The sequence below is a fragment of the Deltaproteobacteria bacterium genome, from assembly GCA_016218975.1.
In the GTDB taxonomy this organism is placed as follows: domain Bacteria; phylum Desulfobacterota; class Deferrimicrobia; order Deferrimicrobiales; family Deferrimicrobiaceae; genus JAENIX01.
The window spans coordinates 125,634-141,430 of the sequence record JACRCO010000037.1; the positions used below are offsets into that span (position 1 = coordinate 125,634).

General features: G+C 58.5%; 13 protein-coding genes. 1 reads left to right on the forward strand and 12 read right to left on the reverse strand.

Annotated features, from left to right (window positions below; translation table 11 throughout):
* Positions 1 to 48: 48 nt before the first annotated feature.
* The 11 genes from HY896_05205 to tilS all read right to left on the reverse strand — a co-directional run bounded on the left by HY896_05205 (position 49) and on the right by tilS (position 12,367).
* Entirely contained in the window at positions 49 to 1,275 is a 1,227-nt protein-coding gene (locus HY896_05205; GenBank protein ID MBI5575742.1) for an aspartate kinase, read from the reverse strand.
* Positions 1,276 to 1,484: 209 nt separating this feature from the next.
* Positions 1,485 to 1,943, reverse strand: coding sequence for a tRNA (adenosine(37)-N6)-threonylcarbamoyltransferase complex ATPase subunit type 1 TsaE (tsaE, locus tag HY896_05210; GenBank protein ID MBI5575743.1), 459 nt, complete (start codon positions 1,941 to 1,943; stop codon positions 1,485 to 1,487).
* A gap of 95 nt (positions 1,944 to 2,038) precedes the next feature.
* The gene (locus HY896_05215) at positions 2,039 to 3,625 is read right to left on the reverse strand and encodes an NAD(P)H-hydrate dehydratase (protein ID MBI5575744.1); all 1,587 of its coding nucleotides are present in this window, start codon (positions 3,623 to 3,625) and stop codon (positions 2,039 to 2,041) included.
* Positions 3,622 to 4,014, reverse strand: coding sequence for a holo-ACP synthase (acpS, locus tag HY896_05220; protein MBI5575745.1), 393 nt, complete (start codon positions 4,012 to 4,014; stop codon positions 3,622 to 3,624). Before acpS ends, HY896_05215 begins: the two co-directional genes overlap by 4 nt.
* A gap of 5 nt (positions 4,015 to 4,019) precedes the next feature.
* A complete protein-coding gene (locus tag HY896_05225; GenBank protein MBI5575746.1) occupies positions 4,020 to 4,769 on the reverse strand; it encodes a pyridoxine 5'-phosphate synthase in 750 nt (249 codons plus the stop codon).
* A gap of 195 nt (positions 4,770 to 4,964) precedes the next feature.
* A complete protein-coding gene (locus HY896_05230; protein MBI5575747.1) occupies positions 4,965 to 6,320 on the reverse strand; it encodes a phosphoglucosamine mutase in 1,356 nt (451 codons plus the stop codon).
* Positions 6,321 to 6,333: 13 nt separating this feature from the next.
* Entirely contained in the window at positions 6,334 to 7,005 is a 672-nt protein-coding gene (locus tag HY896_05235; protein ID MBI5575748.1) for a hypothetical protein, read from the reverse strand.
* Positions 6,989 to 7,804 (reverse strand): TIGR00159 family protein, encoded by an 816-nt coding sequence (locus HY896_05240; GenBank protein ID MBI5575749.1) that lies wholly within the window; start codon positions 7,802 to 7,804, stop codon positions 6,989 to 6,991. The genes HY896_05235 and HY896_05240 overlap by 17 nt, the downstream gene beginning before the upstream one ends.
* Entirely contained in the window at positions 7,798 to 8,715 is a 918-nt protein-coding gene (folP, locus tag HY896_05245) for a dihydropteroate synthase (protein MBI5575750.1), read from the reverse strand. The genes HY896_05240 and folP overlap by 7 nt, the downstream gene beginning before the upstream one ends.
* 259 nt (positions 8,716 to 8,974) lie before the next feature.
* Positions 8,975 to 10,828: an ATP-dependent metallopeptidase FtsH/Yme1/Tma family protein gene (locus tag HY896_05250; GenBank protein ID MBI5575751.1), complete on the reverse strand. Its 1,854-nt coding sequence runs from the start codon at positions 10,826 to 10,828 to the stop codon at positions 8,975 to 8,977.
* 18 nt (positions 10,829 to 10,846) lie between these two features.
* Complete coding sequence (gene tilS / locus HY896_05255) at positions 10,847 to 12,367, reverse strand: tRNA lysidine(34) synthetase TilS (protein MBI5575752.1); 1,521 nt, start codon at positions 12,365 to 12,367, stop codon at positions 10,847 to 10,849.
* 653 nt (positions 12,368 to 13,020) lie between these two features.
* Here tilS and HY896_05260 point away from each other — a divergent pair.
* Positions 13,021 to 13,350 carry a PEP-CTERM sorting domain-containing protein gene (locus HY896_05260; protein ID MBI5575753.1) on the forward strand — a complete coding sequence of 110 codons (330 nt, stop codon included), beginning with the start codon at positions 13,021 to 13,023 and terminating at the stop codon, positions 13,348 to 13,350.
* Between the two features lie 119 nt (positions 13,351 to 13,469).
* On the opposite strand, the gene HY896_05265 is transcribed toward HY896_05260, so the two are convergent.
* Positions 13,470 to 15,638 carry a tetratricopeptide repeat protein gene (locus tag HY896_05265; GenBank protein ID MBI5575754.1) on the reverse strand — a complete coding sequence of 723 codons (2,169 nt, stop codon included), beginning with the start codon at positions 15,636 to 15,638 and terminating at the stop codon, positions 13,470 to 13,472.
* Positions 15,639 to 15,797: the final 159 nt, after the last annotated feature.

A 15,797-nucleotide genomic window follows, 5' to 3' on the forward strand; every position in this document is an offset into this window, starting at 1 on the left:
CGCCTGCCCGCTTTCCCTTCCGAGTCTCGTTATACCGACTGCGCCGGCTTACGCTTCAACCGGCTTCCCGAGGTCGAACGCCTTGTGCAACACCCGAACCGCAAGTTCGGTGTACTTCTCCTCGATCAGGCAGGAGATCTTTATCTCCGAAGTGGTGATGCCGAGGATATTGATCCCTTCGGCGGCAAGCGTGTCGAAGACTTTTGTGGCCACCCCGGAATGTGACCGCATGGCCATTCCGACGATGGAAACCTTTGCGATCTTGTCGTCGCCCACGACCTTCTCCGCCTTGACTTCTTTCGCCGTCTTCTCGGTGATAAGCATCGCCTTCTTGTAGTCGGAGCGCCCGACGGTGAATGTGAGGTCCGTGTACCCCGTGACGGAAACGTTCTGCACGATCACGTCGACCACGATATTTGCATCCGACAGCGGCCTGAAGATCTTTGCGGCGATCCCGGGCTTGTCGGGCACCTTCACGATGGTGATCTTCGCCTCGCTCTTGCTGTACGCCACGCCGGATACGACTGCCGTCTCCATGATTTCCTCCTCCCTGGTTACTATCGTTCCCGGATTATCGTTGAACGAGGAGCGTACGTGGATACGCACGCCGTATTTCATCCCGAACTCCACCGATCGTATCTGGAGGACCTTCGCCCCCAGGCTCGCGAGCTCCAGCATTTCTTCGAAGGAGATTTTTTCGAGCTTCTTCGCGTCGGCGCAGATGTTGGGATCGGTGGTGTACACCCCGTCGACGTCCGTGTAGATTTCGCAGACGTCGGCCTTGAGCGCCGCAGCCACGGCAACCGCGCTCGTGTCGGACCCGCCTCGCCCAAGCGTCGTAATCGCACCCGAGTCGTCGATCCCCTGGAACCCCGCCACGACCGCGATCTCGCCGTTTTTCAGCGCCGCGTTGATCGTGTCGCCTTCTATCTTCTTTATCCGCGCCTTGACGTAAGCCGAATCGGTGAGGACGGGGATCTGGAACCCGCAGAACGACCTGGCCTTGTACCCCATTTCGGAGAGCGCGATCGCCAGCAGGCCGATGGTGACCTGCTCGCCCGTGGATGCGACAACGTCCAGCTCCCGCTCGTTTGGCAGCTCCGAGAGCTGGTGCGCCAGCCCGAGCAGCCGGTTCGTCTCCCCCGACATGGCCGAAACCACCACGACGACGTCGTGCCCCTGGTCCTTCGTACGCGCGACGCGCCTGGCCACGTTCTTTATCTTCTCTATGGTGCCGACCGAGGTGCCTCCGTACTTCTGGACAATGAGTGCCATATCTTGGGTCACCCTCCTGGAAGATGGCGTAAACCCGCATTTCTCACCACGCTTCTGCTGCGGCGGCGGATACGGGCATGTCTACTGCGTTGCGCTCGTTCGGTCTCCTCGACGTAGTATAAACTACGCCTGCGTCGCCCTCCGTCGCGACGCCTTGTAGCCATACCCGTCTCCACCGCCTCGCGACGAACCATGGTGAGAAATACGGGTTAACGGCGCGCGGCGAGCTCCCGCGGAATCCGCGGGTCCTCCGCGGTGACGGCCAGCGTTCGACCGGATTCATCCGAAATGAAGAATTTTACATGTATACAACGATTTGGCAAGAGGGAGGCGATATTTTCCGCCCACTCCACGACGCATACGCCGCTTCCATATAATATTTCGTCCAGCCCGATCTCTTCCGCCTCCCGCTCCCCGGACAAACGGTAGGCGTCCATGTGGTACAGAGTGAGCGTGCCGCTGTGTTCCGTGACGATGGTGAAGCTCGGCGAAACTATCCTCTCCGGAGCGATCCCCAACGCCTCGCCTATCCCCTTGCAGAAGACCGTCTTCCCGGCGCCCAGTTCCCCGTATAGCGCCACCACGTCCCCCGCCCGAAGCGACGCGCCCAGCGTCCGCGCGATTTCCATCGTTTCCTCTGCCGACGCCGAGTGCAGTTCTACCCTCATCTCGCACCTGAAAACGGGGACCTTCCCTGGTTTTTACTTATAAACGGGGACGTTCCTTAACTTTTCCAACGGGGATATCCCGGCGGTCGAACGATTCAGGAATTTTCTTCCGGGAGACGCTCTCCAAGGATGTGCTGGAGGGCTTCGCGGATGTTCTCGATGACGTCGGTCGCCGAGACAGCGGACATCGGGTGCTTCCTCACCAGCAGGTCGGCCGACATTCCGTGGAGGAACACCCCCGCGCACGCGGCGTCGGTTGGAGAAAGACCCTGCGAAGCGAGCGCGGCAAGCATTCCCGAAAGCGCGTCTCCCATCCCGCCGGAGGCCATGTACGGATTTCCGGTCGTGTTGATGAAGACATCCCCCTTCGGGGTGGCGATAACGGTCCTGGCGCCTTTCAGGATCACGGTCACGTTCTGTTCCTCTGCCAGATGCTGCGCCGACCCGATTCGCGAAGCTTCGATGGCTTCGATCGGCTCGCGCGTCAGGCGGGACATTTCCCCCGGGTGCGGCGTGAGTGTGCAATGCGCCACCGACTTTTTAAGCACTTCCACCTGTCCGGATAACGCGTTCAATCCGTCGGCGTCGACAATGAAGGGGACGCGGATACGCGGGAACAACTCGGCGACGAATTCCCCAACGCCGGGATACGCCCCCAACCCCGGCCCCACGACCACCACGTCCGCCCTTACGATCCTTTCCAATATCGCGGGGACCATCTCCTTTCGGAAGCACCCCGAGCCGCCGTCCGGGATCCCTATCGACATCACTTCCATAAGTTTCGATTCCACGGTCGGGCGAAGGGACTCGGGCACGACTACGGTAATCAGGCCTGCCCCCATCCGAAGCGCGCCTTTCCCTGCCAGGCAGGGGGCGCCGGTCAGGCCCGGATATCCCCCTATTATGAAAACCCTGCCCGCGTCGCCCTTGTGGAATCCCGGCGGGCGGATAGAGAGCACGCTCTTCACAACCCGCTCGTCCAGCGCCTCGGTCTTTATCTGCGCGTCGAAGACGGCCTTGGAAGGGATGCCGATGTCGAAGACGTCGGTTTCTCCGCAGTGAAGCGATCCGGGAAGCAGGACGTGCCCCAGTTTAAGCAAGGCAAGCGATCCCGTGTAGTCGGCGCGTACCGCTTCGCCGAGGATCCGGCCGGTAGTGGCGTCGATCCCGCTGGGAATGTCCACCGCGTAAACCGGTGCCATCGACAAGTTGATGACTTCCACTACCTCCCGGACTATCCCTTCGAGAGGCGAAGATAGTCCCGTGCCCAGCAGGGCATCAACACACAGGTGCACCTCTTCCAGGTAGATCCGAAGGTCCTCCACTCCCTCCACGTCGCGGATAACTCTCCTCTCGACGTCCAGCTTTCCCAGGATTTCATACTGGACCCGGGCGTCGTGGCTCAAGCGGTCTTCTTCGGACAGCAGGAACACCTCCACATATACCCCGCGGTTGTGCAGGTGCCTGGCGATCACCATCCCGTCGCCGCCGTTATTGCCGCGTCCGCAGACCACAGCCACGGAGGCTTCCTCGGCAGCGCCGACCTTGTCTTCGAGAATCTGGAAGATCCGCTCCGCGCACGACCGCCCCGCGTTTTCCATCAGCAGGAGCGTGGGGATCCCGTATTTCTGCGTCGTCAAGCGGTCCAACTCGGCCATCTGGCTCGCGGATGCTACTTTCATCCCGGTTCTCCCATTCCCTCAACGATCACGAATGCGACTGCCTTTCCGCCGTCGTGTGTGATCGATACATGCAGGTTTTTTCCATTTAGTATTTTAAGATAATTAAATGCTTTTCCATGAAGTATCACTTCCGGTTTGCCCATTCTTCCGCGGACTGTCTCGACATCCCTCCACAGGATCCCCTGGGATCGGCCCGTGCCGAAGGCTTTCATAACCGCTTCCTTGACCGCGAATCTGCCTGCGAGCCTTTCCGCGCGCCGGGGGCCGCGATCGGCGTATTCAGCCTCAGCTTCCGTGAACACCCTCCTGACGAACCTTTCCCCGTACTTTTTCAGCAGGCGGCTCACCCTTTCGATGTCGACTATATCGACGCCGATGCCGATGATCATTTCCTTCAGGAGGCCCCGTGGATCAGATCCGCCATCTCCCGCACCGCCGCGCCGAGTCCGACGAACACCGCCCTCGCGATGATACTGTGACCGATGTTGAACTCCTCGATCTCCGGCAGCTCCAGGATCGGCACAATATTGCGAACGTCGAGCCCGTGCCCCGCGAACACCTTCAACCCGATGTTCCTCCCGTGCGCCGCCGCCACCTTTATCTGCTCCATCTCAAAAACAGGGACGTTCTTAAAAACTCCTGACGATCTTCCTGTATTGAATGCCTCGCAGTAAGTACCGGTATGTATCTCAAAGGCGTCCGCTCCGACTTGTTTCGTTGCCCGGATTTGCGAAAGATCCGGATCAATAAACAGACTTACCAGGATCCCGGCTTCGCGCAACCGGGACACTGCTTTCAGCAACGATTCCCGCTGCCCCAGCACGTTCAACCCGCCTTCCGTCGTCAATTCCTGGCGCTTTTCCGGTACGAGGGTAGCCGAATATGGACGGAGCTTGGTCGCGATCCCGATCATTTCCTCTGTGGCGGCCATTTCCAGGTTGACACGGGATTGGACTGTTTGCATAAGAAGTTCCAGGTCCCGGTCCTGGATATGCCTGCGGTCCTCGCGCAGGTGGACCGTGATCCCGTCCGCTCCGTTCAGCTCCGCAATCCCCGCGGCCACCACCGGCTCCGGCGCAATCCCTCCCCTCGCCTGCCTCAGCGTCGCGACGTGATCTATGTTGACTCCCAGGCGCCTTTTCAATCATCCCTCTCCTCAAAAACAGGGGCGTTCTTCAAAACCCAGGTCACGCGTCTCTTTACATCCCGGAACGTATTACATGAATAATAAAAATGAATTGCCCCTACAGTCATTCTAAAAGCATCGACTTTTTAAGAACGTCCCTGTTTTTGTCTTTTCAATGCGGAACGTCCCCGTTTGTAACTCCACGTTTGGAGGTTAGTGGAATTCGGAGCGGGCTTTTTCCGCGAGGGCCTTGACGATGCGATCGATTTCCGACTGGCTCTCGCCTTCCGCCATGATCCGCAGGACGGGCTCGGTGCCGCTGTATCGTACGACGATCCGTCCCTTGCTCCCCAATTTTTTTTCGAACTCCGCCTTGGCCCTCTGGAACCCGCGCATGCTTTCAAGGGGGACGCGGTGCTTCAATTTGACGTTTACAAGGATTTGGGGGAACGTGACGAGCGTTTTTCCGAGATCGGCGATCTTCTTGCCTGTTTCCACCATCACGGCCAGCAGTTGAAGCGCGGCCAGCACGCCGTCTCCCGTCCGCGCGTGATCGAGGAAAACGAGGTGCCCCGACTGCTCCCCTCCGAAATTGTATCCTCCGGCCCGCATCATCTCGACGACGTACCGGTCGCCCACGGGCGCCCGCATCATCCGGACTTTCCGCTCCTTCAGGAATATTTCGAGACCGATGTTGCTCATGACGGTGGCGACTATCGTGTTTTTCTTAAGCTTCCTCTTCCGCGCCATTTCTTCCGCGCAGACCGCCATGATCCGGTCGCCGTCCAGGACGTCCCCGTTGTGATCGACCACGATCACGCGGTCGGCGTCTCCGTCCAGCGATATGCCGAGGTCCGCGCGCTGCTCCCGCACCTTCGCCGATACCACCTCCGGGAAAAGGGAACCGCATTTGTCGTTAATGTTGAGTCCGTTCGGGCTTACCCCGATGGCTATGACCTCCGCTCCCAATTCCTGGAATACCAGGGGAGCGATTTTGTAAGCCGCGCCGTTCGCGCAATCGACCACAATGCGCAATCCGTCGAGCGAAAGGTGCGCGGGAAAGGTGTTCTTCAGATAGACGATGTATCTTCCGGTGGCGTCGTCGATCCGGACCGCGCGGCCGATCTGCGGAGACGGAGGGCGCGCTTCCTTCAGATGTTCGCCCATCATCAGCATCTCTATTTTGGCTTCCGTTTCGTCTGCCAGTTTGAAGCCGTCCCGCCCGAAGAACTTTATGCCGTTGTCCTGGTACGGATTGTGGGAGGCCGAGATCACCACTCCGGCGTCTGCCCTCATGGAATGGGTCAGGAACGCAATCCCTGGAGTCGGCAGCGGACCGACCAGAAGAACATCGCCTCCCATCGCGCAAATCCCCGCCGAGAGCGCCGTTTCGAACATGTAGCCCGAAAGCCGGGTATCCTTCCCTATCACGACCTTGTGCTTCCCCCCCCCGCTGTTCCGGAAGACGTGCGCGACGGCCTGACCCAAAGCCAGCGCGTTTTCCACGGTCATCGGGTCGGTATTGGCGACCCCTCTGACTCCGTCGGTTCCGAACAATTTCCTCCGCAAAGATTTTCGCCTCCTATCTACGGAATTGGACCGTAACCATTACTTCCGGATTCCCGAGGATTTTAGCATGCCCATCCCGCAAATCCACCCGCGCATTCGCGGTATACGCTTCCCTGTTTTCATCGGGAACGGTCACGTTCACAGTCAGGTTCTTCAGGCGCGAGAATTCCTCCGGTAGCGCTTCCACCTCGAGAGATGCGGGGACGATCTGAACCTTCGCGACCTTCCTCCGCGTCCCCGATCCCCCGTTGATCCTGGCGATCACGGGAATCCGCCTTCTTTCCAGTCTTTCCAGCCACACATCCACTGCGTTTGGATAGATCCTCTGCACCTTCACTCCCGGCGGCACGCGGATCGATTGCTCCTCTATGCGCACCACCTGCCTGCCGAACCGTGCATCGCAAAGATCTATCGACGCGGAGACATCGGCCTGCTTCACCCCCCCCAGAAGCGACGGCGGCCCCGCCAGCCTGACTTCCACCTGCCGTTCCACCTTGTTCATGATCGTCATCCCCCGGGGGATGTTGCGTATTTCGAGCGGAACGGCGAACCCTACCTGCACCTTGCTTTCCCCGGCAACGAACCACCACAGGACAACGGCCAGCAACAGCGCGACGGCTTTAAGCCACAGGTTATGGCTTGCGAAACCGCGCATGAATTTGAGAAAGTCAGGCGATCTGATCATTCCCGATCCCGCCCGAACCGCTGCCCGGAATTCTTGCGGCCGTCGCTTCTCCTCCGAAAAGCCTGCCAAGGACTTCCCGCAGTTCCATGGCTCCCGAGGCACTCTCCATACGGCGATCATGGAAAACGGTCACATTCCCCGTTTCTTCCGAGATGACCACGGATACGGCATCGGTCTCCGCCGAGACCCCCCAGGCAGCCCTGTGCCGCGTCCCCATGGTCCCTGCCACCGAAGATTCCGCCGGAATGGGAAGAATCACACCGGCCGCCGCAACGCGGTCCGCACGAAGAACGATCGCGCCGTCGTGCACCGGAGATGTCTTCGCCAGGATCGACGCCATCAGTTCATGTGAGAAGAGCGCGTCCAGCTGCTTCCCATGATCGACATATTCCTGAAGCCCCATTTCCCGCTCGATCAGGAGGATCGCGCCGAGACGCGCATCCGCGAGGCGAAAGGCGCAAAGGACCAATTCATCCAGGAACGCCGGCTTCGGAGACTCCGGCGTCCGCCCGAAGATCTTCGCCTGCCCTACCTTGGCCAGCCCCCGCCGGATCTCGCTCTGAAAGATCACCACGAGTATTATGATGAGCCCCCCGAGGAAGTTCCCCACAAGCCACTGGAAGGTGACCATTCCCATTTTCCGGGAAAGGATGAAAAGAGCCATCAGTATGAGCAGCCCGTAAAGCATCTGCACGGCTCGGGTCCCGCGCACGAAAAGCAGTATCCAGTAAATGATGAAGGCGACGACCAGGATGTCGAGGATATCCGCTATACGGACCGCCGGAAGGAACCCTAACATTCGGCCCCCTCCCTTATGGCTTGAGCTACGCGGATTACGTCCTTCATATCGGACACATCGTGCACACGCAGAATGTCCGCGCCACGCAAAACGGAAACCGCGACCGATGCCGCCGCGCCGAATGCCCGTTCGGCAGGATCCTTCCCCGTGATCCTCCCGATGAACGACTTTCTCGAAGCGCCGAATACGATAGGCCTGCCGATGTTGCGCAGGTCCGCAAGGTGCCTGTGGAGTGCGAGATTGTCCTCAGTACGCTTCCCGAACCCGATGCCCGGGTCGATCAGGATCCGGTCGCGCGAGACCCCGGTTTTTTCCGCCGCATCCACCTTCTCCGAAATCTCATCCAGCAGTTCGTCGAACAGCGACCGGTAGAACGGCGCAACCTGCATCGTGGCCGGGGTCCCTCGACGGTGCATCAGAACGGCGGCGCACCCGGAATCCGCCGCGAACGAAGCCATGTCGGGATCGTCCGCGAACGCGCTCGTGTCGTTGATGATGCAGGCCCCGGCCGCGACCGCCTCTCTCGCTACGGCGCACTTGGTCGTATCGACGGATATCATCGCATCCGTCCTGCGGGATATCTCACGGATCACGGGAACCACGCGTGCGATTTCCTCTTCGACTGGCACCGGCGACGACCCTGGCCTTGTCGATTCCCCCCCTACGTCCACTATATCGGCGCCGCTCTCCGCCATTGCGATCCCATGAGCCGCCGCAGCTTCCGTTGCGAGAAACTTCCCGCCGTCCGAGAAGGAATCCGGCGTTACGTTGAGTATCCCCATGATTCTCGGAATCGCTCCCAACTCGAGTTTCCGCCCCCTGCAATCCACGATAAAATTCCGCGCCTGAAACCGTCCGATCGCCTCGCGCAGCGGGATCAAGGCATCCCGGCATTCCGGCTGTTCTTCCATCCACCGCCCGACCTGTTCCGCGGAAGATACGGAAAAAAGAAGCCCCCTGGCCCCCCATGCCGCCGGGATTCCCCGGAGGGAAAGCAACGACAACAGGACATGTGCGGAATCGCCGTCCGGCACGCAAAAAAGAAACGGCCGCAGCTCCGATACGATTCGCGCCGCGTCCGTGGAAGATACTTCAAGGAATGCCAATCGGCGGCGCGCCTCTTCCGGGTCCTCCGCGTGCAGCACACGGATCACGGAAGGACCTTTCCGCTCAGGCGGGTGACCCTGCCGGCGGAGCAGGCGCCTCGTCCGAAGGAACGGGAACCAGTTCCTCAATTATCCGCTTGATCTCGGCGCCGTCGATGACCTCCTTTTCGAGGAGCGTCTTCGACACCTGGTGCAGTACGTGGATGTTGTTCTTCAATATTTTCCGCGCGCGCTCGTAGCAGGAGGTGAGGATGTCCTTGATCTCCTGGTCGATGTCCCGCGCCGTGGCTTCGCTGTAATCCTGATGCCTAGTCATGTCCCTGCCGAGAAACACGAGGTCCTGCTTCTGGCCGAAGGTGACAGGCCCCAGCCGCTCGCTCATACCCCATTCGCATACCATCTTTCTCGCAAGCAGCGTCGATCTCTCGAGGTCGTTCCCCGCCCCGGTCGTAAGCTCTCCGCGAACGAGTTCCTCGGCAACCCGGCCGCCCATAAGGATCGTTATGTTGTTCTTCAGGTAATCCTTCGAATAGGTGTGCCGTTCGTCGATCGGGAGCTGCTGCGTGACGCCCAGCGCCATCCCTCGCGGGATTATGCTGACTTTGTGGATCGGATCCGCCCCCGGTATGAGTGTCGCCACGACCGCGTGGCCGGCTTCGTGGTAAGCCGTGGATTTCTTCTCCTCGTCGCTGATGATCATCGACCGGCGCTCCCGGCCCATCATCACCTTGTCCTTGGCCATCTCGAAGCAGTTCATGTCCACTTTCCCCAGACCGACGCTTGCCGCATGCAGAGCGGCTTCGTTGCAGAGATTGGCCAGGTCGGCCCCCGTGAACCCGGGTGTTCCCTTCGCAAGAACTTCGAGATTCACGTTTTCGCTCAAGGGGATCTTCCTTGTGTGGACCGTAAGGATCTGTTCCCTTCCCTTCACATCCGGCTTGGGAACGACCACCTGCCGGTCGAACCGCCCGGGCCGCAGCAACGCCGGGTCGAGAACATCCGGCCGATTCGTGGCGGCGATAAGGATCAACCCCTCGTTCGATTCGAATCCGTCCATTTCGACGAGCAGCTGATTCAGCGTCTGTTCCCGTTCGTCGTGTCCGCCTCCGAGGCCCGCGCCGCGGTGCCTGCCCACCGCGTCTATTTCGTCGATGAAGACGATGCAGGGGGCCGACTTCTTCCCCTGGATGAACAGGTCGCGCACGCGGGCGGCGCCGACGCCGACGAACATTTCAACGAAGTCGGAACCGCTGATCGAGAAAAAGGGAACCCCCGCCTCTCCGGCGATCGCCCTTGCAAGCAGCGTCTTCCCGGTCCCGGGAGGACCGACGAGCAGGACTCCCTTGGGTATCCTGCCGCCAAGGCGCGTGAACTTTTTCGGGTCTTTCAGGAAGGCGATGATTTCCTGCAATTCCTCTTTCGCCTCCTCTATACCGGCTACGTCGGCGAACGTGTATTTGTGCGTCGTCTCGGTCAGCAACTTTGCCCGGCTTTTGCCGAACGACATGGCTTTTCCGCCGCCTGCCTGCATCTGCCGCATGAAGAAGATCCACACCCCGATCAGGAGCAGCATCGGCAGCCAGGAGACAAGCAGCGACATGTACCAGGGGTTGTCGTCGAGCGGTTTCGCGGTAATCTTGACGTTTTTCGCACGAAGCGACTTGACCAGGTCCGGGTCTTCAGGCGCGTAGGTGTGGAACGTCTTCTTATCCTTGCCCGACGTATCGGTGTATTTCCCCGTGATCTCCTGCCCCTTGATAGTGACTTCCTTGACCTTGCCCGCTTCCACCGCGGCGTTAAGGTCCGTGAAGGATATCTCCTCCTGCTCCACCTTCTGCGTCTTGAAAGTGTTGAAAAGGAAAACCATCGCCAGGGCGATGAGCATCCACAGCGCAAGGTTCCGATAGAACTGGTTCAAGGTGTCGTTCTCCCGTCGTTATTTCGTCATCATTCGATTATTGCCTGTAATATCCTTGAATTCAAGCCGGAGAACCGCGGATCGGCGAGTATTTACCGTCACCGGTCCATGTGCGGAACGGACGACGCCGGGGATCCAGAGTATACGGCCATCGGCGCCGCAGACGATCGGGCGGCCCCAGCGTTCGTCAGCTGGAACCTTCCTGTCGATCAGGATCTCCTTGGCTTTCTTTTCCTCGTTCATACCGAACGGAATCAACCGATCGCCCTGCCTGAGCGGGCGGACCTCGAGCGGAGCCTCGATCGCATCGGCATCGAACGCAACTGCCTGTTCGCCTTCCGAAAGCCGCTTCAGGCCGGATACCGTGATCCCACCCCTCTCCTTCCATAAAAATTCCATGCATCCGTTCAATTCGTATTTTCCCGGCCCGGGCAATTTCAGCGCGTACAGTTTCGCCTTCGAAACGCATTCGATCGGCGCCTCGATGAGCGCCTGGCCGTACCGGCACCGTATAACGGCCCCTTTTCCGATGTTGATCCGCGCGGACGGTCCTCCGTCGAGAACCAGCCGGTCCATCGACTCCAACAATCGCTCGTTGGGGGAAATCCCGATGCGGTCGAAGCAGACGGTCTGAAGGATCTTCTTCCTGAGGGCCGACGGAAGCTTCCGGAACCCTTCCCTGCCGAAGCGAAGCCCGGACCCGACAATGCGCTTGCTCAGCGAAGACTGAAATCTTCCGTTTTCCGAATGCGCCTTGCCCGCTTTACCGCCGAGCACGTTTTTCCTTATCCAGTTGCGCGCCTCCGTATCCATGTACCCGTCGATCTCCCGCAATCGCTCTCCCAGCGCGAAGATGCGTTTCTTCACCGATTTCCCGTATCGTTTTTCGAGAAGGGGGATCAGCACATGCCTGACCCAGTTCCTTTCGAACCGGGTGTCGAAGTTCGACCGGTCGACGCGGAAGGGGATACCGCGCTTGCGAAGATATTTCCGGATCTCTTCCCGCCACTTGTCCAGAATGGGCCGCTCAATGCCGTCGGAGGTCCTTTCAGGGATACCCTTAAGCCCGGAAATCCCGGCTCCTTCCAGGATGCGCATCAGGACGGTCTCTACCTGGTCGTCGGCGGTATGCGCGACGATGATTTTCGCCGTTCCGAACTTTTCCGCCAGACCCTTCAGGAACAGATATCTTTCTTCCCTCGCGCGCGCTTCGAACCCCTTCGATTTCTCATCGGATTTCTTTTGCTTCCTGATACCCACGGTGCGCCTCATCCGTGCCCGCCGCACCTCGAAAGGAACGCCCAGGCGATCCGCCATAGCCCTTACGAACCTTTCATCCTCGTCTGATTCCTTCCCCCTTGCGCGATGGTTGTAATGCGCAATCAGCATCGGTGTGAGGGAATTCTTAAGGGTATGCGCAAGGTATATGGAATCCGGGCCGCCCGAGACCGCAACGATTTCGAGCGTATTTTCGAGCGTATTTACGGTTGAACCGTTCTTGTTTCCGACCATCCCGTCACCATACACCACATCGTCCATGCCGTCACGCTCCAGCCCATATTGCCCACCAAACCGTCGCGTATGATCTTTTCGTTCGCCGGACATCGGAATATCCTTATTTTTCCAAGCTAAGAACAAAATTACATGCTATTGGAAAACAAATACTCCCATAAAAAACCCCTCAAGACATTTACTATTATATATCAATATGTTACATCATCCCACCGTCGGGGCATGATAATTGCTTTTAATAAAGATGGTTCACTATGCCGTCGACACAGGAGGAGCACATGATTTCCAAAAACTTTCCCAAAATTTCAATCTACCTCCTTTTAATCCTTTCATTAGTGTTAGCGCCTGCGATCGCCGGGGCGGACGCGGTTCTTGTCGGCGCCGGGAATTACACCGGGTCCCGCGTCTCGCCTACCGCTTCCGGCGTTACGGGCACCGAGCAGTACAACAACGGCGGGTTCAAGATTTCATGGGTTATAACCGTGGGAGAAAACCCGAATTTCCCCTACCATTATACCTACACTATCAGCAACGGCAGCGGCGCGGCCCTTCCCAAGGGATTGAGTCATTTCATCCTCGAGGTCAGCCCGAATTTCACACTCAGCGATCTCAGCGGCATTTCTGTACCGGCGGACTACCTTAATACGTATACACCCGAAGACGGCAATTCAAACCCGAACATGCCGGGAAATATTTTCGGGATAAAGGTTCTGGAAGACGCCGGTGAAGGCCCCGTGACCCTCGATTTCTACAGCACCCGCGCGCCCATGTGGGGTGATTTCTACGCTAAGGACGGAAAGTCGGGCGGGCAAGGCGGAGGCAATTGGGTCACCGCGTGGAATGCCGGATTCGGGACCGATCCGGTGCCGTCATCGCCCACTTTCACTCCCTGGATCCCTGTCCCGGACACCCAAACAACAACGCCCGTACCTGAGCCCGGAACGATGCTGCTGCTCGGCTCCGGCCTTGTCGGTCTTGCCGGATGGGGGAGGAACAGGTTCCGCAAGTAATCGATCGACACGTACCCTTAAAAAAATAGGGCGCCCGGTTACCCCGGACGCCCTATTCCCTTTTTATCGAGGATGATGCCGTCGCGCACACTCCTGCATGCGCAGGAACATCGGCCCCGTTATTTCATGGATGCCAACGTTTTCTTCGCTTCCTCCGCCCCGTTGAATTTTTCGTCGATCGCAAGGGCTTTCTTCAATTCGGCCGCCGCCTCCTTCGTCTTTCCTTTCTTCGACAGCAACATTCCGTAGTGATATCGTACGACGGCATTCTTCTCGAGTTTCTTCGATGCTTCGAAGACCAGGGGAAAGGCCGTATCGATCAGTCCCTTTCGATAATAGATCCACCCGAGCGTATCGCTCACGTTCGGGTCCTCCGGCGCGGCTTCCCTTGCGATCTGGGCGAATTTCAGGGCCTCGTCGAGGTTTCCACCATGGTCCGCCAGGTTCGATGCGAGGTTGTTTGCGGCAAGCGCGTTGTTCGGAGCGAGCTCCAGGACACGCCTGTAGTGCTTGTTCGCATCCTCGGTTTTTCCCATGGTGTTCTGCACCATGCCCAGAAGCATGTGGGCGCCCGTGTTCTTGTCGTTTTTCTCCAGGACCTTCCTTAATTTCGCCTCCGCTTCGGGAAGCTTCTTCTGGTAGGCGTACATTACCCCGAGCTCGTAATACGGCTGAAGATATTCCGGTGCCACCTCGATGGCCTTCAGATAAGCCTTCTCTGCTTCCGCGGCATTGTTCGTCCCGAGATGCAATCGTCCCGACATCTCCCACAGGATGGGATTTTTCGGCTCCTTCGCGAGGTATTCGGAAACGATCTTCCTCGCCTTGTCGGCTTGCTTTGCGGACGCCAGTGCGAAGACATATTCGCTCACCGCACCAAGGTCCTGCGGGTTCCTTTCGACCGCCTGCGCGAATAGCGAAGCCGCCTCCGATGCCTTGTTCTGGGATTTTTTCGAAATCCCCATCTTCAGGTACCCGACCGGGCTTTTCGGCAACTGCGTCATCAAGGCCTTGTAAACCTGCTCCGCCTTCGCCCAGTTCTTGCGAAGGAGGTGCGAATCGCCGTAAATGATCGCGGCCTGCACGTTCGAAGGATCCCTGCGAAGGACCTCCACCGCTTCCTGTTCGGCGGACTGCGGCGCATTCGATTTCAGGTAAAGGTCCCCGAGCACCAAACGGGCTCGAATGTTCGAAGGATCGAGCCGGACCGCGGCCATCACTTCTTTTTTTCCGGTCTCCAGATACCCTTGGGCAATCTCCGTCAGCCCGTTGTACAACCTTGCCTTGACCATTCCCGCATCCTTCTTGACCACGAATCCGAACAGGGCCTTCGCTTCTTCGAATCGCTTTTCCGACAGTGCGATCCTTCCTTTAAGGTATTTACCGTCGAGATCCTTTTCGTCTTCCTTCAATATCGCGGCCACGATGGGTTTCGCGTCTTCGAATTTCCCCGTTTCCATCTTGATTTCCGCAAGGACCTTCCGTGCGCCCTGGGAATTGAATTCCTTGATCACCGCGTTCAGTTCCCTCTCCGATTCCTCCAGCCGCCCCTGGAAGAGATACCGCTCCGCCAGGACGATGCGCAGTTTTTCCTTCTCTTTGCCGAGCTCGATCGCCTTCCGGTATTCCTTCTCTCCTTCATCCCTTTCTCCGACCGAGAAGAAGTAATTCCCGCGGGCTACATGGACCTCGTGCGAGTTCGCGTCGGCCGAAAGCGCCTTGTCATACCATTCCTTGGCGCTCTTGCGGTCCCTCTTCAACAGGTAGAGATTGCCGATCGTGAGAATCGGGCCGACCTTCTTCGGATCCAGTTCCACCGCCTTCTTCAGAAACGATATGCCCTCTTCGATCCTGCCCTCCCGTACCTCCAGCCCTGCCTTGATGATGTATCCGCCGGGTTCCTTGGGGCGGCTCTTCACGAGGTTATCCGCGATGTGCGCAGCCTCCGTCTTTTCTCCTGCGGCGACGTAAATCTCCCCCAGTTTCTCCTTGGCCTCGTAATTTTCGGGATCCATTTCCACGACCTTCTGATATTCCTGGAAGGCGGTTCGGATATCCCTACCCTCTATGGCGGCCTTGGCCAGCTTGATGCGGAGCTTCACGTTTTTCGGGTCCGCCTTGACCGCGTTTTTGTACTCTATGACGGCTTCCCTGTATTTTTCTTCCTGCAGGAATTCGTCCCCGCGCCGCGTATGCTTCGCGGCAAGTTCCTCGGGGGTGCTGGAGCATCCGAACAGAATCGCTGCCAGTAACGATACGACGATAGCTTTGCCCATACGCACGATCATCCTACCCTCCATGAACCATTTTTCATCACCGTTACGTTGCAAATACCATTACGCCTGCCAAATGAAAGCATCTGTGCGTGCCAAGAATATCATCGAACGAAATGGGAAAAAACAGGAATCCTTCCTTCGGCCTTACTCCACAGATATGAAAACGATTGG